This window comes from Salinibacterium sp. SWN139 (assembly GCF_015864625.1).
Lineage (GTDB): Bacteria > Actinomycetota > Actinomycetes > Actinomycetales > Microbacteriaceae > Rhodoglobus.
Window position 1 is genome coordinate 178,318 of record NZ_JADYWV010000002.1, and the last position, 21,163, is coordinate 199,480.

Here is a 21,163-nt window from a genome sequence, read left to right on the forward strand (position 1 = left end):
GCTATTCGGATTCGTCGTCGCTGGGTTCAGCGGTCTCGCTCGGCGCAATGGTGTCGGAGAATCCGACGCAGAAGCGGTCGGCTGGCACCTGACTGACGGCGCCAGCAAGCTGGCTGAGAGCATCAAAGCCCGAGACTTCGTCGCCATCGACGTCGGGGTCACCATCGCTATCGACGATGACCTGTACGGCGGGATCGCGGCCGTACGAGATAAAGACGTAGTTGGGGGCGTCGCTGTCATCGCGCAGCCAGTCGATGCCATCTTCCGGGGCAGTAACGCAGGCGAGTTCGGCGGTGGGATCGGGCACTGCTACGCCACAGCGCAACAAGATCATGGCCGGTTCGCCCCACGCTCCCGTGCCCTGAGCATTGGTTTCGCGCTTGTCGAGACCCGCGACAGTGTCGGGGAGGCGCACGATGACGTCGGCGCAGGAAGGATTGGCCGCATCATCCGCCGGCTCGAGCGGAACGATTGCCGCGCATCCGCCCAGCGTTGCCAGCAGAGGAACTATCGCGAGCATCGCGATTATGGGGGTGCGGGTCGTCGTTCTCATCGCCTTCAGGCTACCGTGAGTTCATGATGATTGACCGCGCGAGCGAGACCCTTGACACTCTCGGCGGCGTGGGTGAGCTTGCCGCGCTGAAGCGCATCTTTCCGCGACTGCCTTCTGCTGCGGCAGAGCTTCTCGGGCCGGGCGATGACTCTGCCGTGTTGGCAACGCCAGACAAGCGTGTCGTGATCACGACCGACATGATGATCCATGGCCCTGACTTTCGGCTCGCGTGGTCGTCTCCGTACGATCTCGGCTGGAAAGCAGCTGCCACAAACCTCTCGGATATCGCCGCGATGGGCGCGGTGCCCACGGGCCTGGTTGTGGCGATTGCTGCCCCCAACGACACCCCTGTCTCGGCGCTTGAAGCAATCGCCGACGGGCTCCGCGAGGGCTGCGACACGCTCGCTCCGGGAAGCGGAGTAATCGGCGGTGACCTCTCGGTGTCCACAGTGCTCACGATTGTCATCACGGCCTTTGGCGATCTCGAAGGGCGCGCCCCGGTTCTGCGTTCTGGTGCCCAGATCGGGGACATTATTGCAGTCTCGGGCACGCTCGGCCTCGCGGCGGAGGGCCTGCGGTTGTTGTTCACCGAAGGCGTCGTTGATGGCGAACCGGATGCCGCAGCCGCCGCAGCCCTCGCGACAACGCATACCGATGCCATCGCCGCCCAACTGAGGCCAGCGCCCCCGATCGCGGACGGCAAAGCCGCCGCTCTCGGAGGAGCCACGGCCATGCTCGACCTGAGCGACGGGCTCGCGATTGATGCTCGCCGCGTTGCCACCGCTAGTGGCGTTGGGCTTGATTTGTCCTCTGAAGCGGTGGGTGGTCGGGCGCAGCTCGACGGTGGGGAAGACCATTCCTTACTCGCCACTTTTCCCGAGGAGGCACCGCTGCCAGCAGGGTTCCGCGCTATCGGTCGCGTGGTCGAGGGCGAGGGCGTGCTCGTTGATGGCGTTGCGTACACCGAACGTGGCGGCTGGGATCCCTATGCGGGCTGGGACGGTGCCGTCGGCTGATCGCCGAAGTGCCGGCAGGCTATGCCTCCGTCGGCTGAACCCAGTAGAGCGTGGTGTCGCCGTAGTCTTTGCGACGGTCGAGTTCGAGCCCGGCAGGCCACTCCGGTTCGGGGTCGCGAGAGCTGCGTTCGACGATCACGAGCGCGTCGGGGCTGAGCTGCGTGGCGAGCAGTTCGAGCGCCACGAGCAGTTCACCGTTGCCGAGTTCGTAGGGCGGGTCGATGAAGACGAGATCCCACTGATCACCGGATGTCTCTAAGAAGGTGTGCACGGCGCGAGCGGCGGTCAGAATGATCGGCTTTGAGCCGCGCGGAGCCTTTGCCGCGATGAGGGTCGCGTTCTTGCGGCAGGTGGCGGCGGCGCGAGCGTTGTTTTCGACGAGGGTGACGTGGGGTGCGCCGCGCGAGGCGGATTCGAGCCCGAGCGCTCCGGTGCCGGCGTAGAGGTCGAGCACGCGGGCGCCCTCGATGGCGTCGCGGGCTTCGAGCGCCGAGAAGATCGCTTCGCGCAGGCGGTCGCTGGTGGGCCGTGTGCCCGCGCTCGGGACGGCAATGGTGAGGGAGCCGGCGTATCCGGCGATGATGCGTGTCATAGCATTCCGAGCCTAGCCGTCTGAAGAACGCCAGTGGTCCCCGGTACTCTTCTAGGGTGACCTCGCCCCTTGACCAGAAGCTCAGCGCCGTCTTGGGCGGGCGCACCGCTACTTCGATGCAGCGCGGTCTTGGCCTGCTCACGGTCGGCGATCTGATGACCCACTATCCGCGGCGGTACGCGAGACGGGGCGAACTCACTGCGCTGGCTCAATTGCCGTTGGATGAGGCAGTCACGATCGTCGCCGAAGTGCGCGAAGTGCGCAATCGTCCGATGCGCAACAAGCGCGGCTCGATTCTTGAGGTGTCGATCAGCGACGGCACGGGCATCCTGACTCTCACGTTCTTCAATCAGGCTTGGCGTGCCAATGAGTTGACGCCGGGGGTGCGCGGAATCTTTGCGGGCAAGGTCGGCCAATATCGCGGCACACGTCAGCTCGCGCACCCCGACTACGAACTCTTCGACCGGGATGCTCTTGAGCTCAAGAAGCCCGAGCAGGCCAAGTCGTGGGCCGAGCAGCCGATCCCCATTTATCCGGCGACGTCCACGGTCGCGAGTTGGCAAATTCAGAAAGCCGTCGAGGTTGTGCTCGATACGCTTGGCCCGCTTGATGACCCGGTTCCGGATGCCGTTCGTCGCGAACGCGAGTTACTTCCGTTTGCGAAGGCGCTTGAGCAGGTGCACCGCCCGAAGGTTGACTCGGACTGGCGGGCAGCTCGCGACACCCTGCGTTTTCAGGAAGCATTCGTTCTGCAGTCGGCGCTTCTGCAACAGCGTCAGAAGCAGCGCGAATCTGAAGCCATCGCACGCACGGCCGGCCCACTGCTCGAAGGCTTCGACGCAGCGTTGCCGTTCACTCTCACGGGTGATCAGCACACCGTGGGGGAGGAAATCTTCCACGACATGGCACAGCCGGTTCCGATGAATCGACTCGTGCAGGGTGAGGTGGGTTCCGGTAAGACTCTGGTCGCGCTGCGGGCGATGCTCGCGGTCGCGCAGTCGGGTGGGCAATCAGCGTTGCTGGCTCCCACTGAGGTTTTGGCGCATCAACATTTCCGTTCGATCATCCGCACGCTGGGCCCCGATCTCGCGGCCGAACTGCGCCCGACCCTCATCACGGGCCAGCTGCCGACAGCAGAGCGCAAGAAGGCGCTGCTGGCGACCGTGTCGGGGGCTTCTCGCATCGTGATCGGCACGCACGCCCTCCTGGGCGACGCGGTCACGTTTGTCGATCTCGGTCTCGTCGTCGTTGATGAGCAACACCGTTTCGGCGTCGACCAGCGCGAAGCGCTACGGCTCAAGGGCGCGAAGCCTCCCCACGTTCTCGTGCTCACGGCAACGCCCATCCCGCGCACGGTCGCTATGACCGTCTTCGGTGACCTCGATATCTCCTCGATCGCTGAGTTGCCCGCTGGCCGTCAGCCCATCAGCAGCCACGTCGTGCCGCTCGCCGAGAAACCGGGCTGGGTGTCGCGCGTCTGGCAACGGCTGGCAGAAGAACTCGCCATCGGTCGCCAGGGCTTCGTCGTGTGCCCCGCCATCGACGCCAAGACTGAAGAGCCCGGCAGCGAGCCGACGCCCGCTGTCTCCGATGACCCGGATGCCGGACCACCGCGCCCGATCGCCAACGTGACCGAGGTGCTGGCGTCGCTCCGCAGCAACGAGGTTCTCGCGGGCAAGCGGATTGAGGCGCTCCACGGCAAGCTCTCGAGCGAGGAGAAAGACGAGCTCATGCGCGCCTTCGCCGCGGGCGACATCGATGTGCTCGTGGCGACAACAGTCATCGAGGTTGGTGTCGACGTACCCAACGCCTCGGTGATGGTGGTGCTCGACGCTGATCGTTTCGGGGTCTCTCAGTTGCACCAGTTGCGCGGCCGGGTTGGTCGAGGTGGCGTTCCGGGGCTGTGCCTGTTCGTCACGGCAGCCGAGGTGGAGTCGTTGGCACGCGAACGCGTCGAGGCTGTGGCATCCACTCTCGATGGTTTCGAACTCGCCAACAAAGACCTCGAACTGCGCCGCGAAGGCGATGTGCTTGGCGGCGTGCAGTCGGGTGGGCGTTCGAGCCTCAAGCTGCTGCGAGTTGCCAACGATGGTCAACTCATCACCGAAGCGCGCGAGGCGGCTCAGGCGCTGTTGGTCGCAGACCCGACCTTGGCGGAGCATCCGGCGCTCGCCGAAGCACTCAAGCGTCGTCTTGACGAAAGTGCCGAAGCGTTCCTCGGCAAGAACTAGCGCTTCCGCTCGCAAGCTTGCGCGCTCGAACGCCGGCCCGCGGCAGGCAGCGCTCCCACCGCGCACTTTGCTGTGTTGCGCCAGATTTCCCCACACAGCGAACTCCCACGCGCCAATGAGCACCGAGCGGCTATCGTGGGAGCATGAGTCGGATCGCTGTTGTTCCTGGGTCGTTTGACCCTGTCACCCTTGGCCACCTCGATGTGATTGAGCGGGCAGCGAAAACCTTTGACGAAGTGCACGTTCTGGTCGTGCACAACCCGGGCAAGACCGCGCTTTTGCCGATTGCGCAACGCGTCTCGCTCATCGAGCAGGCCGTTGCCGACGCCCACCTCGAGGGCAACATCCTTGTAACTAGCTGGAGTATGGGCCTTCTTGTGGACTATTGCACCGATGTCGGGGCGAGTGTCATCATCAAGGGCATCCGTTCTCAAGTGGATGTCGCGTACGAAACTCCTATGGCGATCGTCAACCGCGATCTCGCCGGGGTAGAGACGATTTTCATGCTGCCGAACCCCGCTCATGCGCACGTGTCTAGTTCGCTCGTGCGCCAGGTTGCCGCGCTCGGCGGAGACGTCGCGCCCTATGTTCCGCGTTCGGTTTCTGAGTTTTTGCAAGCGCCGCGCGACTAACACCGGCACAATGGGTTTATGACACTCACCCTCGGATACAAAGCGTCAGCAGAACAATTTGCCCCGCGTGAACTCGTTGAGATCGCAGTGGCCGCAGAAGCACACGGCATGGAGAGTGTTGCGGTTAGCGACCACTTCCAGCCGTGGCGTCACGAAGGCGGACATGCTCCGTTCTCGCTGACCTGGATGGCCGCGGTGGGGGAGCGCACCAGCACGATCCGGATCGGCACGAGCGTGATGACGCCGACGTTCCGTTACAACCCGGCTGTGCTTGCTCAAGCGTTCGCGACGATGGGTTGCCTCTACCCGGGGCGCATCATGTTGGGTGTTGGTTCTGGTGAGGCTCTCAATGAGATTGCCACCGGATTCCGTGGTGCCGGTGAGCAGGAGTGGCCCGAGTTCAAAGAGCGTTTCGCTCGCTTGCGCGAATCAGTCCGTCTCATGCGAGCGCTCTGGACCGAAGATCGCGTCTCCTTCGATGGCGAGTACTACTCCACCCACGACGCGAGCATTTATGACCGCCCTGACCAGCCCATCCCGATCTATATCGCTGCCGGTGGGCCGATGGTTGCCCGCTATGCGGGTCGTGCAGGAGATGGCTTTATCTGCACCTCGGGCAAGGGCATGGAGCTCTACAACGACGCACTGATCCCGGGCGTTAAGGAGGGCGCGGCTAAGGCTGACCGCAAGTTCGAAGACATTGACCGGATGATCGAAATAAAGCTCTCCTACGACACCGATGCCGACGTCGCCCTCGAGAACACGCGTTTCTGGGCGCCACTAGCGCTGTCGAAGGAGCAGAAGCACGACATCACCGACCCCATCGAGATGGAGCGCGCCGCTGATGCTCTGCCGATCGAGCAGATCGCATCGCGGTGGATTGTCGGCAACGATCCCGACAAGATCGTCGAAGAGATTCGTCCCTACGTGGATGCCGGCCTCAACCACCTCGTCTTCCACGCGCCCGGCGACGATCAGCGCCGTTTCCTTGAGCTCTTCGAGCGCGACATTGCACCGCGATTGCGGGCGCTGTAACTCGCGTTCTGACTGCAGCGGGTCGCGCGAGAGCACGGCCCTAGTGCGACAGGCTTAACCAACGATGGGCGGATGCGTGAAGCATCCGCCCATCGTTGTTGTGCGCCACCGTTGAACGCGGCGACGTTCCGGTGTCGGCTAGCTCGTGACGGCGACTTTTTCGCTTGAACGAGCCTGGTTCGCCGAGTTGGTGCTGACCTCGATCTTTCGAGGTTTTGCCTTCTCGGAGACCGGAATAATGACGCTCAAGACGCCATTGTCGTAGCTGGCGCTGATGTTGTCGCGGTCGATGCCGGCGCCAATGCTGAACTGGCGCAAGTAAGAACCGTAGCGACGTTCCTGAGAGAGCCACTTGGCTCCCTCGCGTTCGCCAGCGGTGCGTTCGGCGCGAATGGTGAGCAACTGGCCATCAACGTCGACGTCAACGGAGCCCGGATCGATGCCCGGGAGGTCGGCGGTGAGGACGTACTCGTCGGCCTGGCGGTACAGATCGACCGGCATCGGCTGGGCGCCGACGCGGGACTGGGCTGCTGCGGTGAGCCGGTCGAGTTCGGCAAAAGGATCAAATGACAGTGTCATGGGGAACCCCTTTCTCAAAGTTGAGTCACGGTGACTCAACAATCAAAAATTAGCATTCTCGACCTGAGAGTGCCAAGAAATTTCGCTTCATATTCGCTGAGAACGAAACGACCGCCGCCGGAGCGATCCAGCGGCGGTCGAGTGCGGCGAATTCAGCGGATGATGAACCGCGGATAGTTCTGCTCGGCGCGAGCTCTGGCGTGAGCCAGGCGCTCATCACGGAGCTGGTGTGCGGCCAGCAGCTCGGCCGACGCGATCAGTCGCGCACGGTGGGGCCGGCGGCTCCACGTGATGAGTGCGACGCCGAGATGCAGCGCAAGCCGGTCGATGACTCCCACGCGACGTGCTGCCGCTGGGCGCGGCTTCTCGACGGGGTCAGGTTCGGGCGGATGGGCGTGGCGGTCTTTCGAGGCCGCCAGTAGTTTGTTCATGATGGAAACTTTCGTGACAGAGAGAGGTTGCGGATGGCGCGCCAGAGCGCGCTGTTTCAGGTGGCGACCCAACGGCATCCTTCAGCGATCGCGAGTCGCCAGAGAAGGGGTGATCATCACTGTGAGTGCTGCGCAAACCTAGTGAGGGTGTGCCGACTCGTCAGTCGAACGCGGTCTCGTGATGATCGAGTTGGGTCGTGTGCTCCGTGAGCGCCGCCACCGTCAGAATCGGTGAGCGGAGAACGCTAACCGGTTAGGCGGTGAGGGCGCCGACGGAGCCGGCGGTAGTGGGGTTCTTGGTCGTAATGAACATAAACACGTCAGGCTCCTTTCAATAGTTGGCGTTTGCTCAGTGTAGGACGGGCGCTCGTAGAGGACAAGACCCTATTTAGCTGCGATGCACAGCCGTGATGATTGCTTCGGCAAGTTCAGCTGGCTTCGTGAACTGCGGCCAGTGCCCGGTGGGGAGGTCAACGAGCTCGAGGTCGTCGAGGCGTGCAAGCTCTGAGGCGAATGGCTCAGAGTCGTGCATCCATGACCGCAATTGTTCGCTCGTGAACTCACAACAAATCACTGTGGCGGGAACGCTAAACCGTGCCGGAGTCGACAGATTTTGCGGGTCGCTGGCCACGCGAGCGGGCTGCGGAATCGCCATCTCCCGAAATGTGGCCCGCAGCTCAGCGGTGAGATCAACTAGGTCTTCGTCGTCGAATACCGTCCAGGCGGGCAGCGGAATCTCACCATCAATTGTCGGAAGGTCGGCGTTGATCGGCATCCCGTGGGGGAGCGGCACCGTGTCGACGTGAACGATGCGCGCAAGGCAAGTGGGGCGAGCATCCGCAACAGCGTGGGCGATGGGGCCGCCACCGCTGTGGGCCACGAGCACAATGTGAGGCGCTGTTTGGTCGTGCGCTGCGTCATCCTCGCAGTCATAGTCGCGAGTGAGGCTATCGACGACGTCAACCACCGCGGCAACGTGGTCGGCCAGAGTGATGGTTGCTCGGTCGGTGTCGTTGCGGTGAAGACCGGGAAGCGTCAACGGGTGAACTGTGTAGCCAGCAGCGCGCAGCGACTGGGTGATGGGGGCCCACGACGTTTCGTCGAGCCAGAACCCTGGAATGAGGATGACGTGCATGAGCGGACTAGCGGTGCTGGTGGAAAACGCGCCCAGATTCATGCCGACTCCTCAGTGAGTAGGTCGCCCATTATCCGCTCGTCGCGACGGCAATTCAATACTCGGTAACCCTGGTGCAGCACGACGAGCGCAATGCACGCCACAATAGACGGATGCCCGTGACAGTTGCTGCACCCCACATCGGCTACGCCGCCATGCTTGAACGGTTTCATCCGCGCGATGTGATGGCGTTCGCGCAGCATGCCGAAGCGCAGGGATTTCGCGGCGTAATGGCCGCCGACCATTACCAGCCGTGGGTTCCCCAGCAGGGGCAAGCATCGTTCGTGTGGAACGTGCTGAGCGCTCTGGGCGAGACCACGACCGGCGATCTCGGCACGGGCGTCACGGCGCCGACATTCCGATGGCACCCCGCAATGGTCGCTCAAGCTTCCGCTACTTTGGCCGCCATGAACCCAGGCCGGCACTGGCTCGGGCTCGGCAGCGGCGAAGCCATTAACGAACACATCGTCGGCCAGTACTGGCCAGAAGCCCCCGAACGCATTAATCGCATGTTTGAAGCGGTCGAGATCATCAAGAAACTGTTTGCATCGGGTCTCGGCAACAAAGATGTGCGCCACGAAGGCCAGTTCTATCGGCTCGAATCGACACGCCTCTGGACAATGCCCGAAGTCGCGCCCGAGATCCTCGTTGCGACAGCAGGCCCCGTCGCCGCCAAGCGTGCGGGCAAAACCGTCGACGGTCTCATCACCGAAGCAGCGCCCCTCGAGAAAGTCGACATGCTACTCAAGCGATTCGCTGAAGGAGCACGCGAAGCAGGCCGCAAACCCGAAACTCAGAGCCGCGTACTGCGGTTGCACTTGAGCTGGGCCGAAACAGATGAGCAGGCCATGCGCAACGCGCTCACCGAATGGCCGAACGGCGGTTTGCGGTTTGCGAAGAACGACATCCGCTCACCGTTTGAGCTCGAACAGCTCGCCCGCATGGTCCGACCAGAAGACTTTGAGGGTCGGATGCCCGTGAGCGCCGATCCGGACGTGCACCGTGCCTACATCCAGAGCTACCTCGATCTCGGATTCGACCGTATCTACCTCCACAACGTTGGACGCAATCAGCGCGAGTTCCTCGACGTCTTCGGGCGCGACGTGCTGCCGGCTCTGCGCAAGTAGTGACCGCTCCCGAAATGCCGCAGACTAGACGCGTGAGAATGAGCGCATGGGCTGTGCCCGGCATCCCCGAAATTCAGTCCGGCGACAACCTTCTTGAGGCGATTGCGGCGGCTCTCGTCGCCGACTCTGACGACGTGAACTCTGGCGGGCTTGTCGACGGCGACATCCTCACTGTGACCTCCAAGATCGTCAGCAAGGCTGAGGGGCGTTCGGTGGAAGCCGCTGATCGCGAGCAAGCCATCACCAACGAAACCGTGCGGATCGTGGCATCCCGCGAGCACCCCAACGGCGTCACTCGCATTGTGGAGAACCGTCTCGGTCTCGTGATGGCGGCGGCGGGCGTCGACTCCAGCAATACCCCCGACGGCATCGTTTTGTTGCTCCCGCTCGATCCCGATGCGACGGCTCATGAGCTCTGCGCCGGGCTCCGCGAGCGATTCGGGGTGACGGTCGGCATCGTTATCACCGACACCGTGGGCAGGCCCTGGCGCAAGGGGCAGGCCGACATTGCAATTGGTGCGGCGGGCATCCACGTTCTTGATGATTTGCGTGGCACCGCGGATGCTTCGGGTCGTCCGCTTGCGGTGAGCGTCACGGCGCTCGCCGATGAAGTTGCTGCCGCGACAGATTTGGTCAAAGGCAAGGCCGGGGGATTACCCGTTGCGGTCCTTCGCGGGCTTGGCCAGCACGTCGCTGATCTTGACGCTCCCGGTGCGCGATCCCTCGTTCGGTCGGGCCCAGAGGACATGTTCAGTCTGGGCACAAAAGAAGCCTGGATGGCCGGCTTCGATGAGGCGCACACCTCAGGGGAATCTAAAGAGGACTAATACTCGACTGTATGTGAGATTACCTCTACGATGAGCGGATGGGGAGTCTCATTTCGCTCGCGTATTTCGCGTTGCTCATCTCGGTCCTGATCGACATCATCCTGATCGATGAATCGCGCATCAAGCATCTCGGCAAGGTCACCTGGATCTTTCTCGTGATCTTCATGCCCTTCATCGGCAGCATTCTCTGGTTCGCTATCGGCCGCGAGCACCAGTCCACCGCGCCGAGCTCTCTGCCCTTTGGCGCCTCCGAGCGTCGCGCACCCCTGCCATCACAGGAGGTGAGCACGACCGAAGCGGAGATAGCGAAGCTCGATGCGGAGATCGAATACTTTCAGCGCCAAGAAAAGATCCGTGCCCTTGAAGACGAACTGCGCAAGCGTAAGCAATTGCCGTAGTGGAAGACCGGTGTAAGACTCGACCCATGGATGCCCCTACCTCCGGGTCACTACCCGACGACGTGTTCCACGATCACTGTGACGCCATTGTGCGCAGTATTTCGACCGTGATCGATGGCAAGACGGAGGCTGTGCGCTTGGCACTCACCGTGCTCTTGGCGGAGGGTCATCTCCTCATCGAGGATGTGCCTGGTGTCGGAAAGACCATGCTGGCGCGAGCGCTGGCACGAACGGTCGACAGCACCGTTTCGCGCGTGCAATTCACCCCAGACTTGCTGCCGGCAGACATCACTGGTGTCTCGGTCTATAACCAAAACACCCGCGAGTTTGAATTCAAGAAGGGCCCTGTTTTCGCCAACATTGTGATTGGTGATGAAATCAATCGTGCGAGTCCCAAGACGCAGTCGGCGCTGCTCGAGTGCATGGCCGAGTCGAGTGTCACCGTCGATGGCACGACCTACGAACTTGAAAGCCCGTTCATTGTGGTGGCGACGCAGAACCCCATCGAGATGGAGGGCACTTATCCCTTGCCCGAAGCGCAGCGTGACCGGTTCATGGCCCGAATTTCGATGGGCTATCCGGATGCCGCAGCCGAGCTGGCCATGCTGCGGTCACGGGAGCTGACAAGTCCGCTGGATGCTCTCACCCCGGTGGTCTCGGTGTCGCAGTTGCGCGAGCTCATCGCGACCGTACGCCGCGTCTTCGTGAGCACTGCCGTGGAGGAATATGCGGTGGCGATCGCTCAAGCCACCCGCCGCGACCGTGAAGTGCGGGTGGGTGCGAGTCCCCGCGCGACGCTGCATTTGGTGCGCGCAGCGAAGGCGCGAGCCGCGATTGACGGCCGCGACTTTGTTCTTCCGGATGACATTGATGCGCTCGCTGTGACGGTGCTGGCCCATCGGATGATTCCTGCTCGTCACACCGGTGATACGTCAGCGCTACTTTCCGGGCACTCAATCGCGGATGTCATCGAGCGCATCGTGGCCGAGATTCCGGTGCCGGTGCACGCGGCCGCATCCTAGAGACAGCTGTCATGGCCCGCGATGTGATGCTGCGATCTATTCGCATTGTGATGGGTGGTGCCCGACTGACAAATCGCGGCGCGACCTTCTTAGTGGCGGGCGGAGTTGCACTGGGTGTGGGCTTTGGCGCCGGTATGCCGGTTTTGTTATATGTCGGATCTTTTGCTCTGGCTTTGCCGATGGTGGCGGCATTTTTCGTGCGTAGGCACGCGGCGGCGATGACGGTTACTCGTCGTTTTTCGTTTCCGGTGGTCGAAGCGGCAAGCACGACCGCTGTGACGTTGCGCGTCGATAATCAATTGCGGCGTGCGACGGCCGCGATGCGGTGGCGCGATGGTCTTCCGTGGCACCCGTGGGTGACCGAGAGCGGTTGGCTTCCGCGGTTGTCGGTGAAGACGGGGGCGGGCAATGATCGCAGCGCTGCGCAATTGAGTTACACCCTCACCCCGACCGCCCGCGGAGTCTTCGATGTCGGGCCGCTCGTGGTCGAAGCGTCCGACCCTCTTCAACTGGCGTGGGGTGCGTGGAGCGTGGGCGCTGCAACACCGCTCATCGTGACGCCGCAAGTGGTGCAGTTCGCGCCGACAGCGCTGTTGGCGCAGTCCGGAGATGGCGAAGCGCGGGTCGTACAACGTCGTGCCGCCGGTGACGACGATGACGCGATGACGCGCGAGTATCGTCGGGGCGATGCCATGCGTCGCGTGCACTGGAAAGCATCCGCTCGCCACGGCAGTCTCATGGTGCGTCAAGAAGAGCAGCACAGTTATCCGCAGGCCCGCATCATTGTGGATACTCGGCTGGTCGGCTACCCCGATGCCAGCCGCGCCGCCGCGATTCGCACGCCTTCCGGTTCCGCTGTTGCACCAGCGCACAGTCCTCGATTTGAGTGGGTAGTGAGCATGCTCGCGTCGGCTGCCGTGCAGCTACGTCGCGAGGGTTTTCTCGTGAGCATTGTTGAAACGGGGCAGTCCCAACTGACGGATGCGGCTGTCTTGCACCGCAGGTCGGCGGCGGAGCAGGAGCTGCTGACTCGGCTCGCGGCGATAGCGCCCATCGATTCTCCCGCCGCGTGGTGGACAGATTCTGCAGCGCGCGCTGCTACGTCGGTGCCCACGATCGCCTTGGTTGCGAATCCTGATGCTGAGACCATTGACTTTCTCGCAGCGCAGACAACTGGCGCCGGGCTTGCCGTTGCGTTCGTAGTGGAATCTTCGTCCAGTTTCGGTGACCGTGAGCGTGGGGGCACCGAGAAACGTGCGCCGGTTACTGATCAGTTGAGCACCGCAGGGTGGAAGGTCATTTCTGTTCGTTCTTACGACGATGTCGCCGACGCCTGGAACCTGTTGGTTTCGGAATCTAAGGTGCTCCGTGAGCACGACTGAGGCGGCGAGGGTCGCGAGCGTAGCGAGGCACGATCGCCGAGTGCGACTGTGGTCGATTGCGGGCGTTCTAGCCTTAGCGACGGGCGTCGCGGCGAGCAGTCTCGGGGCAGTGCTGACCGAGGGTGCTTGGTGGTTCCCCTTGATGGCCGTGGTGGTTGCGGTTCTGGCGTCGGGCGCCGTCTTCCGCAGCGTGAACTCGCGAGCGTGGCTTGGCTCGGTGGTCGCGGCCGCCGGTGGGCTGGTCTCGCTCGTGCTGATGTTCGCGCCTCAGACGGCCATCCTTGGCATCATTCCGACAGCAGACACGGTCTCGCGGTTTGGTCAACTGGTGACGCAGGGGCAAGCCTCCATCGCGGTGCAGAGTTTTCCGGCTGATGCGTTTGTGGGGATCGTCTTCCTGATCTGTCTCGGTGCGGCGGCCGTGGCCGTGGCAATGGACGTCACGGCGTTCGTGCTGCAGAAATCGGCGTTGACCGCCATCCCGCTCACTATTCTTCTTCTGGTGCCGAGCTTTGTTCGCACAGAATTGCACGATGCGTTTGTCTTCGCCGCAACCGCGATTGCCTATGTTGCGGTGCTTTTGGTGGCGTCTCCGCAGAAGAGCACTCGCTCGGCGTGGCCGCTGATTTCGGCCGCCCTAGTGCTGTCTCTCATCGTGCCGGTGGTGCTGCCGAGCGTTGAACCAGCGGAGCAATTGGGGAGCGGGCAGGGTCTCATCTCCACCGGGGTGAACCCGATCATCAACCTCAGCACTGACCTCCGCCGAGGCGTACCGTTGCGAGCATTGACGTATGCCTCTGAGAGCGGCGGGGAATACCTTCGAGTGGCCGCGCTTGACGTGTTTTCCGAAGACACCTGGGAGCCATCGCAAAACGAGCCAACAGCCGCTGGCAGCGTCACCGAGTTTCCGATCGCACCCGGTCTGAGCGACGAAGTGCCGCGGGAGGAGAAGGTGCTGCAGGTCGAGATTGACCGCATCCGGGGAAAGCTCTTGCCCGTGCCGTATGCGACGGCCAACATTAGCGGGCTTGAGGGCGACTGGTCGTGGGAGCCAGACGGGCTCACGGTATCGACCGACGACTCGAACTCTCGTGGCCAAAACTACGAAGTCGCGTTCGTTTCGCCCGCGCCCTCGGTCGAGCAACTGGAGGCCGCCCCGACGACGCTGCCCGATGGTTTCGAGCGTTATCTTGAGCTGCCGGAGACCCTTCCGAGCATCGTGACCGAGACAGCCCACGCTGTGGCGGGCGGCGAAACGACTCGCTTCGATCAGGCGTTGGCGCTGCAATCTTTCTTTGCCGACGGTGACTTCACCTATTCAGAAGATGCACCCGTCGCCGAGGAATATGACGGTTCGGGCGCCGGTGTTCTTGGCGAGTTTCTCGCGGCGAAGAGCGGTTACTGCGTCCACTTCGCTTCTGCGATGGCCGCGATGGCGCGAAGCCTTGAGATCCCGTCGCGAGTGGTGGTCGGGTTCACGCCCGGTGAACGAATCGCGGATGACTCGGACGAGCGACGCTTCCTTGTGTCCACCGATAACTTGCACGCATGGCCGGAGCTCTATTTTCCGACCATCGGGTGGATCCGTTTCGAACCGACCGTCTCGGTGGGAAGCGCTCCACGGTTCGCCCAAAGTGTTGAAGACGACCCCAGCACCCCGGATGTCGATGAGTCGCAACCTGAGCCCGTTGCAACTCCAACTTCGACCTCTCCAGAGACGCCTGGTGCCCGCCCCGATCTGCCCCTCGATGAAGACTCGTCCGCGGCAACGCCCAACGGCGTCGAGATCTCACCGTGGTGGTGGCTCGTGCTCGCCTTGCCGGTGCTTCTGCTCATCCCTGCCCTCGTGCGGGTCACCCGTCGTGCTCTACGATTGGCCGCTGTGAGGCAAGGAGAGACCGGTGCGGCTTGGCGTGAAGTGCGCGACACCGCAATCGATCTCGGCTATCCGGTGAGCGCGACAGCAACCCCGCGGCAACAGTTCGAGCACCTCACCGAGCACCTCGGCGACTCCGGAACATCCGCGCTCAGCTCCTTGCTTGGCCAGGTTGAGGCGAGCGCTTTCAGCACGCGACCCGAAACCGTGCGTGTGGGAGCCGTGACGAATGTGCTCGCCGCGCTGCGAGCATCCCTTGGCTGGCGGGAGCGACTTCGGGCTGCACTGGCTCCGCGCACGGCGTTTAGTCCCCGGGACCGTCGTGGCTAGATCTTGGGTTGCCTAGATCTCTGGTGGGCTGGGGCTACGCCGGGCTGAACCCGATGACAGGCTTGCCCGTGACCGGATTGCGCAGAATGGATGCGGTCACTCCATACACGTCAGCGATCAGCTGTTCGGTCAGCACCGTTTCAGTCGCGCCCGCTGCCACGACGCGGCCCTGGGACAGCACGATGATGTTGTCGCAGTAGCTCGCCGCGAGGGAGAGGTCGTGCAGCGCGGCCAGCACCGTCACGCCCGTGGTGCGCAGGCTCGACAGCAGTTCGAGCACGGCGAGTTGGGCCGCGATGTCGAGGTGGTTGGTCGGTTCGTCGAGGGTGAGCAGTTGCGGTTCTTGGGCGAGGGCACGGGCGAGCATGACGCGTTGCTTCTCTCCACCAGAGAGGCTCTGGAATTCGCGTTCGCGGAACGCGGTCATTTCCACGGTCTCGAGGCTTGCCGTCACTACGGCAGTGGATTCGGGGGAGTGGGCCTCCCACAGCGATTGGTGCGGCAGGCGCCCGAGCTTCACGACCATGTCAACGGTGAGGGAGGAGTCGGTGGTGGCGTCTTGCTCCACAAACGCGGCGAGGCGCGCGCGTTGGCGACGCGGCATCCCGAGCAGGTCGGCGTTGCCGAACGTGACGGTTCCGGATGCCGGAGCCTGCACGGCGGTCAGCGCTCGCAGCAGGGTGGATTTTCCGGCACCGTTTGGGCCGACGAGCGCGCTGAGGGAGCCTCGCGCTACTGTGCAGTCGACGTTGTCGATGAGCAGGGTGCCGTCGATAGTGACCCGGATTCGTTCGGCGACAAGGCCGGTGTCGTCACTCATGTTGAGCTCTTTCGCCGGGTGAGGAGGAACGCGAAGATGGGGGCACCGATCATGGCGGTGACGATGCCGACGGGAATCTCGCGCGGGTCGAAGAGTGTGCGCGCAAGGGTGTCGGCCCAGACGAGAAAGACGGCGCCGAGGAGGGCGCTCAGGGGGAGCAGGGCGCGGTTCCCGGGCCCGACGAGCAGTCGAACAGCATGCGGCAGGATGAGCCCGACGAAGCCGATCGATCCACTTACCGAGACCATGGCGCCGGTGACGAGGGCGGATGCCGCCAGTAGTCCCCAGCGGGTGGCACTGACGTTCACCCCGAGCGACGCTGCCTGCACGTCGCCGAAGGCAAAGGAATCGAGCAGTCGTCCCGTGAGCATCACGGGGATGCCGATCACGATGATGGCAACCATGGTGATGCCGACCGCGGGCCAGCGGGCTCCGCTGAGGGAGCCGAGCAGCCACGACAACACTTCCCGGTAGGAGTCGCCGTCGACGCTCCAGAAAATGACAAAGCTTGTGATCGCCGAGGCAAGCGCCGAGACGGCGATTCCCGCGAGCACCGTGCGCGACGGGGTGATCGCGCCGAGGGATCCCGCCAACAGCAACGTGAGGGTCAACGCGAGCAACGCTCCCACAAAGGCAGCCAACGGCAGCAATACGGCGGCGCCAAGCACGATCACAGACACAGCGCCCAACGCCGCGCCCGATGACAGCCCGAGCAAATACGGGTCGGCGAGCGGGTTGCGCGTAATCGCCTGCATCACCGCACCGCTCAGCGCGAGCCCCGCACCCACCGCCGCAGCGGTGAGCACTCGAGGCAAGCGCAACTGCCACACAATGCCATCCCGCAATTCCGTGAGCGGGCTCACTCCGATGCCGAGGTGGCTCCCAATCGAGCGCCACACCTCATCGAAGCGGATGTCGGCAGGGCCAATCGTCACCGCGATGGTGATCGACACGAGAAGTGCGATCCCCAGCGCGGTGCCGAAGGCGAGCGGAGAAACTTTAGCCATCGAGCTCCGCAATCTGGGCCGACAAGCTTTCGGCAGCTTCAACACTGCGCACGCCAGCCTCGCTCGCCGCGAACGGCACCACGAGGTAACGGCCAGCCTTCACAGCACTGAGGTTAGCGGTTGCGGGATTGGTCTCGAGAATGTCGATTTTGCCCTCGGCTGTGTTCCAGGCGGCATCCACGAGCACAATGAAGTCGGGGTCGGCGTCAACGACGGCTTCCCAGTTGAAGGGAGCCCACGTGGAGTCGATGTCGGCCGCGATGTTGGTCAGCCCGACGGTATCGAGCAACAGTTGCGGTGCTCCGATGCCGGCGCCCACATACGGGGTGTCGGACCCTGAAGAGAACCACAGAGCGGTGCGGGAGTCACCATTGGCATCGATCGCGGCCAGTTGTGCTCGCTGTTCATCGACGATCTCGGTGGCATCCACGCGGAAGATCGAGGCAACCGTCTCGATGTCGCTGAAGACGTTGTCGAAGCTGAGCTGTTCAGGCTGTTCTGCGCTTTGGCAGGCGGAGGGAGCCACGAAGGTGTTGATGCCGAGAGAAGTGAGGTCGGCGCGCTCGCCGGCGCCGTCAGCGCTGAACGTTGATTCCCACCCGGCAAAGACAAGGTCGGGCTCGAGATCGAGAACGGCTTCTTCGCTCGGCACGCGCTCAGCAATCGAGGTCAGGCCCGCAGCATCGGATGCCCACTGTTCGGGCACCGGGCCGTCCTGAAACGCGGTTCCAATGATGCGATCGCCGAGGCCGAGCGCCAGAAGCATCTCGGTTGTTGACGACTTGATCGTGATGACGCGCTCGGGGGCCGAGTCGAAGGTGACATCGAAGCCACAGTTGCTGAGTTCAACCGATTGCGTCGCAGCATCGGGCGACGTGGCGTCGGTCTCGTCAGCGGCAGCAGCGCATCCGCTCAACGCAAGAACAGAGACGCCTGCCAGCAGCGCGGTGCGGGAGAACGCGGAACGGGACAAAACGGAACGAGACAGTGCAGACATGGAGCCTTCCAAGAAACGGGTGAATGGGCGCGAGAATGCGCCACAAAGAACGAAAAGTGTTTCGAGAAGACCGGCAGCCCAATCCTGGGCAAACCAACCACGCCATACCAAGCGCACGGGTCTGTCGCACCAGTCTAGAGAGGTACAAAGCCTCATGCCTACACCGACCCACGCGGTCTGGCGTGCTCATCCGTGGGTTAGCTGACTGAGCGATTGCTGACCGGGGGCGACAGGGGAGCCGTTGCGGGGGTAGAATCGACGATCGTGTCTAGAATCAACGAGAGTCCGTATGCCGTGTTGGTGCGCGATCTCATTCACCGCCCCGGCGAGATGAGAGAGCACTCCATTCAGGTCGTCGTACCCGAAACCTTTGGTACCGCTGTTATTGGGGTAGAAAAGGGTTCGACACTGTCCGTCAAGGGCCGTTTTGAGTCACTCCACGATGGCATTCTTGTGGATGCTGTGGTGTCGGGCAAAGCCCAAGCGGAGTGCGTTCGCTGCCTCATTGACGTCACCCTGCCTGTCCGAGTCGAGTTTCAAGAACTTTTCGCGTATTCTGAGGACGAAGCTTTCGACTACACGGTTATCGACGAATACATCGATCTAGAACCTGTAGTGCGGGATTCGGTAGTGTTGTCACTGCCGTTCCAGCCGGTCTGTCAAAAGGATTGTCTTGGCCTGTGCCCCGAGTGTGGGGTTCGGTTGCTCGATAATCCAGGACACGAACACGAAGCGCCCATCGATGCTCGCTGGGCAGCGTTGGCCGGCCTCCAAGATTTCACGCAAGACTCGCATGACCAGAACTCGCACGACGCGAACGATTCACCTGAGACCCAAGAAGAAAAGAGTTAGCCATGGCAGTACCGAAGCGCAAGATGTCGCGGGCCAGCACCCGCATGCGCCGCGCCCAGTGGAAGGCAACCCCTCCCACCCTCGTCAAGACCGTTGAAAACGGCAAGACTGTTTACAGCCTGCCGCACCGCGCCAAGGTAGTCGAAGACTCCGCTGGCACGCCCCTGTACATGGAGTACAAGGGCCGCAAGGTCGCTGACGTTTAACTAGTCTTCACATTCTCGAGTCGAAATGGCGATGACGGGCTCTGCCTCACCGGTTGAGCTCTCTGCTGTGCTCGGGGTCGCTATTGACCCCGAGTTGCTCACGCTTGCGTTGACACACCGCTCTTTCGCGTACGAAAACGGCGGAATCGCGCACAACGAGCGACTCGAATTTCTTGGTGACTCAATTCTTGGCCAGGCAGTAACGGTCAAGCTGTATCGCGATAACCCGGAGCTCGACGAGGGAGACCTTGCCAAGCGTCGGGCTAGTCTCGTTTCTTCTGTAGCGCTCGCTGAAATTGCGCGCCTGATCGGCCTTGGCGCGTTCATTCGCCTCGGCAAGGGAGAAGAGCAGACGGGCGGCCGCGAAAAGCCGTCCATTTTGGCGGACACCGTTGAGGCAATCATCGGTGCCGCCTACCTCGACCTCGGCGGGGACGAAGCCACCGCGCTCGTCCTTCGCCTCGTCGCCCCGTTGCTTGCCGATCCGGAACGGTTTGGGGCAGCGATGGATCCCAAGACGAGCCTTCAAGAGCTCGCCGCCCAGATCGGGCGTGGGGCTCCTGACTATCGCATTCAAGATAGCGGCCCCGATCACTCCAAGCGTTTTCATGCGAGTGTCTGCCTCGACGATGAAGTTATCGCGACGGGTATCGGCTCCAGCAAGAAGCAGGCCGAAATGGCCGCAGCGCTCGAGGCCTGGACTAGCCTCCAAGCCGCAGCGAAGTAACTGGCGTGCCCGAACTTCCCGAGGTTGAAGTTGTGCGCGCGGGGCTCGAACCGGCCGTTACCGGCGCGACGGCGGCATCCGTCACCGTCTTCGACGAGCGCTCTCTGCGTCGCCATGAGGGGCCGAGTGAAGATTTTATCGACCGTCTGACCGGTCGCACTTTTCTGACGCCTCAGCGCCGGGGCAAGTTCATGTGGCTTCCCCTCGCCGACAGCGACGCGGCTGACAGCGCGGAGGCTCACGGTGAAGCGCTCGTCACGCATCTTGGGATGAGCGGGCAAGTGCTTTTGCGCGATCGGAGCACGGATGACCGGCTCACGCGCATCCGCATCGAACTTGATCATCCTGACCACGGCGCACTGCGACTCAACTTCGTCGACCAACGTATCTTCGGCTCGATGGCGATCGACAGCATGCTGCCCACTGTTGATCAGCCAGCATTCGCGGTGCCGAGCCAAGTGGCGCACATCGCGCGTGACCCCCTCGACCCCTTCTTTGACGACGCCAAGTTCTTGCGCTCGTTGAAGGCCAAGCGCACCACGGTAAAGCGGGCGCTGCTCGACCAAACCCTGATCAGCGGCATCGGCAATATCTACGTCGACGAAGCTCTCTGGGCAGCTCGCGTGCACTACAACCAGCCCACCGAGACGCTGAGTCGTGCAAAGGCCGTGCTGCTACTCACCGAAGTGCGGGCGGTGTTCACCAAGGCCCTCGCCGAGGGCGGCACGAGCTTCGACACCCAGTACCTCAACGTGAACGGTGAGTCCGGCTACTTCGCGCACTCGCTCAACGTCTACGGCCAGCAGGGGCGGGCGTGTCCGCGCTGCGGTCGTGAAGTCGTGCGCGAGAACTTTATGAACCGCGGCTCGCACTTCTGTAAGTTCTGCCAGCGTATTCGTTGAAGGTTGTTCGCGATCTATCGCGCTTGATTAGTGGCAGATATCACTGTCAGTTATGACTGACTGCTGAAGATTCCCGCGGCGTTGACCCCTGTAGTGGGGCAGAATAATCGATCCACAGCTATGTTGCAGAAGAAACTATTCTTGTATTTTTCTCATGTCGGGTGTTCGTATTCCCACAGACAGAGGGTTGAGCGAATACGCTGATGCGTCCGATAGTTCTCGCCACGGCGTTCTTACTTGTCATTGGTCAACTTGCCTTTGGGCTTACTGTGCCCGCACACGCAATTGCTACAGGCACCATCTCCGGGCATGTACTTATCGATGGGGCCCCGAACGTGTACCCGGGGAAACCAAACACCGTATCGCTGTATCAAGTGGTCGGAGTCGAAGACGTAGTGCCGGTGTACCGAACAGTTTCGCTGGACGTGAGCGGTAATTACGCAATTA

General features: G+C 62.6%; 22 protein-coding genes. 14 read left to right on the top strand and 8 right to left on the bottom strand.

What is annotated here, in order from left to right; translation table 11 throughout:
- Position 1 precedes the first annotated feature (1 nt).
- Positions 2-553, bottom strand: a complete 552-nt coding sequence (locus tag I6E74_RS05960) for a DUF3515 family protein (RefSeq protein WP_197123944.1) — start codon at positions 551-553, stop codon at positions 2-4.
- A 26-nt stretch (positions 554-579) separates the two neighbouring features.
- Here I6E74_RS05960 and thiL point away from each other — a divergent pair, with 26 nt between their 5' ends.
- Positions 580-1,569: a thiamine-phosphate kinase gene (thiL, locus tag I6E74_RS05965; protein ID WP_374221056.1), complete on the top strand. Its 990-nt coding sequence runs from the start codon at positions 580-582 to the stop codon at positions 1,567-1,569.
- Positions 1,570-1,588: 19 nt separating this feature from the next.
- On the opposite strand, the gene rsmD is transcribed toward thiL, so the two are convergent.
- Positions 1,589-2,161, bottom strand: a complete 573-nt coding sequence (rsmD, locus tag I6E74_RS05970) for a 16S rRNA (guanine(966)-N(2))-methyltransferase RsmD (protein WP_197123948.1) — start codon at positions 2,159-2,161, stop codon at positions 1,589-1,591.
- A 116-nt stretch (positions 2,162-2,277) separates the two neighbouring features.
- On the opposite strand from rsmD, the gene I6E74_RS05975 reads away from it, so the two are divergent.
- The 3 genes from I6E74_RS05975 to fgd all read left to right on the top strand — a co-directional run bounded on the left by I6E74_RS05975 (position 2,278) and on the right by fgd (position 6,059).
- Positions 2,278-4,392: an ATP-dependent DNA helicase RecG gene (locus I6E74_RS05975; protein ID WP_231601352.1), complete on the top strand. Its 2,115-nt coding sequence runs from the start codon at positions 2,278-2,280 to the stop codon at positions 4,390-4,392.
- A gap of 143 nt (positions 4,393-4,535) precedes the next feature.
- Complete coding sequence (gene coaD, locus I6E74_RS05980; protein WP_197123952.1) at positions 4,536-5,024, top strand: pantetheine-phosphate adenylyltransferase; 489 nt, start codon at positions 4,536-4,538, stop codon at positions 5,022-5,024.
- Positions 5,025-5,042: 18 nt separating this feature from the next.
- Positions 5,043-6,059 carry a glucose-6-phosphate dehydrogenase (coenzyme-F420) gene (gene fgd, locus I6E74_RS05985; protein WP_197123954.1) on the top strand — a complete coding sequence of 339 codons (1,017 nt, stop codon included), beginning with the start codon at positions 5,043-5,045 and terminating at the stop codon, positions 6,057-6,059.
- 138 nt (positions 6,060-6,197) lie between these two features.
- Here fgd and I6E74_RS05990 read toward each other — a convergent pair whose 3' ends face one another.
- The 3 genes from I6E74_RS05990 to I6E74_RS06000 form a co-directional block, all read right to left on the bottom strand.
- Positions 6,198-6,638, bottom strand: coding sequence for an Hsp20/alpha crystallin family protein (locus tag I6E74_RS05990; RefSeq protein ID WP_197123956.1), 441 nt, complete (start codon positions 6,636-6,638; stop codon positions 6,198-6,200).
- 152 nt (positions 6,639-6,790) lie between these two features.
- Entirely contained in the window at positions 6,791-7,069 is a 279-nt protein-coding gene (locus I6E74_RS05995) for a hypothetical protein (RefSeq protein WP_197123958.1), read from the bottom strand.
- Positions 7,070-7,457: 388 nt separating this feature from the next.
- Positions 7,458-8,246 carry an alpha/beta hydrolase gene (locus tag I6E74_RS06000; protein ID WP_307784397.1) on the bottom strand — a complete coding sequence of 263 codons (789 nt, stop codon included), beginning with the start codon at positions 8,244-8,246 and terminating at the stop codon, positions 7,458-7,460.
- Positions 8,247-8,356: 110 nt separating this feature from the next.
- On the opposite strand from I6E74_RS06000, the gene I6E74_RS06005 reads away from it, so the two are divergent.
- The 6 genes from I6E74_RS06005 to I6E74_RS06030 are packed head-to-tail and all read left to right on the top strand — an operon-like array spanning position 8,357 to position 15,205.
- A complete protein-coding gene (locus I6E74_RS06005) occupies positions 8,357-9,370 on the top strand; it encodes a TIGR03557 family F420-dependent LLM class oxidoreductase (protein ID WP_197123959.1) in 1,014 nt (337 codons plus the stop codon).
- Positions 9,371-9,408: 38 nt separating this feature from the next.
- Entirely contained in the window at positions 9,409-10,197 is a 789-nt protein-coding gene (gene cofE / locus I6E74_RS06010) for a coenzyme F420-0:L-glutamate ligase (RefSeq protein ID WP_197123960.1), read from the top strand.
- A 38-nt stretch (positions 10,198-10,235) separates the two neighbouring features.
- Positions 10,236-10,595, top strand: a complete 360-nt coding sequence (locus tag I6E74_RS06015; protein WP_197123961.1) for a PLD nuclease N-terminal domain-containing protein — start codon at positions 10,236-10,238, stop codon at positions 10,593-10,595.
- A gap of 26 nt (positions 10,596-10,621) precedes the next feature.
- Positions 10,622-11,617, top strand: a complete 996-nt coding sequence (locus I6E74_RS06020) for a MoxR family ATPase (protein ID WP_197123962.1) — start codon at positions 10,622-10,624, stop codon at positions 11,615-11,617.
- Between the two features lie 11 nt (positions 11,618-11,628).
- The gene (locus I6E74_RS06025; protein ID WP_197123963.1) at positions 11,629-12,999 is read left to right on the top strand and encodes a DUF58 domain-containing protein; all 1,371 of its coding nucleotides are present in this window, start codon (positions 11,629-11,631) and stop codon (positions 12,997-12,999) included.
- Positions 12,986-15,205 carry a DUF3488 and transglutaminase-like domain-containing protein gene (locus I6E74_RS06030; RefSeq protein WP_197123964.1) on the top strand — a complete coding sequence of 740 codons (2,220 nt, stop codon included), beginning with the start codon at positions 12,986-12,988 and terminating at the stop codon, positions 15,203-15,205. The genes I6E74_RS06025 and I6E74_RS06030 overlap by 14 nt, the downstream gene beginning before the upstream one ends.
- A 34-nt stretch (positions 15,206-15,239) precedes the next feature.
- Here I6E74_RS06030 and I6E74_RS06035 read toward each other — a convergent pair whose 3' ends face one another.
- The 3 genes from I6E74_RS06035 to I6E74_RS06045 are packed head-to-tail and all read right to left on the bottom strand — an operon-like array spanning position 15,240 to position 18,029.
- Complete coding sequence (locus tag I6E74_RS06035) at positions 15,240-16,025, bottom strand: ABC transporter ATP-binding protein (protein ID WP_197123965.1); 786 nt, start codon at positions 16,023-16,025, stop codon at positions 15,240-15,242.
- A complete protein-coding gene (locus tag I6E74_RS06040) occupies positions 16,022-17,032 on the bottom strand; it encodes a putative F420-0 ABC transporter permease subunit (protein WP_197123967.1) in 1,011 nt (336 codons plus the stop codon). Before I6E74_RS06040 ends, I6E74_RS06035 begins: the two co-directional genes overlap by 4 nt.
- Entirely contained in the window at positions 17,025-18,029 is a 1,005-nt protein-coding gene (locus tag I6E74_RS06045; protein ID WP_197123969.1) for a putative F420-0 ABC transporter substrate-binding protein, read from the bottom strand. The genes I6E74_RS06040 and I6E74_RS06045 overlap by 8 nt, the downstream gene beginning before the upstream one ends.
- Before the next feature lie 264 nt (positions 18,030-18,293).
- Between I6E74_RS06045 and I6E74_RS06050 the strand changes: the two genes are divergently transcribed.
- The 4 genes from I6E74_RS06050 to mutM are packed head-to-tail and all read left to right on the top strand — an operon-like array spanning position 18,294 to position 20,716.
- Entirely contained in the window at positions 18,294-18,881 is a 588-nt protein-coding gene (locus I6E74_RS06050; RefSeq protein ID WP_307784399.1) for a YceD family protein, read from the top strand.
- Between the two features lie 2 nt (positions 18,882-18,883).
- Positions 18,884-19,087: a 50S ribosomal protein L32 gene (rpmF, locus tag I6E74_RS06055; protein WP_009772721.1), complete on the top strand. Its 204-nt coding sequence runs from the start codon at positions 18,884-18,886 to the stop codon at positions 19,085-19,087.
- A 25-nt stretch (positions 19,088-19,112) separates the two neighbouring features.
- Complete coding sequence (gene rnc / locus I6E74_RS06060) at positions 19,113-19,814, top strand: ribonuclease III (RefSeq protein ID WP_197123971.1); 702 nt, start codon at positions 19,113-19,115, stop codon at positions 19,812-19,814.
- 5 nt (positions 19,815-19,819) lie between these two features.
- The gene (mutM, locus tag I6E74_RS06065; RefSeq protein ID WP_197123973.1) at positions 19,820-20,716 is read left to right on the top strand and encodes a bifunctional DNA-formamidopyrimidine glycosylase/DNA-(apurinic or apyrimidinic site) lyase; all 897 of its coding nucleotides are present in this window, start codon (positions 19,820-19,822) and stop codon (positions 20,714-20,716) included.
- Positions 20,717-21,163: the final 447 nt, after the last annotated feature.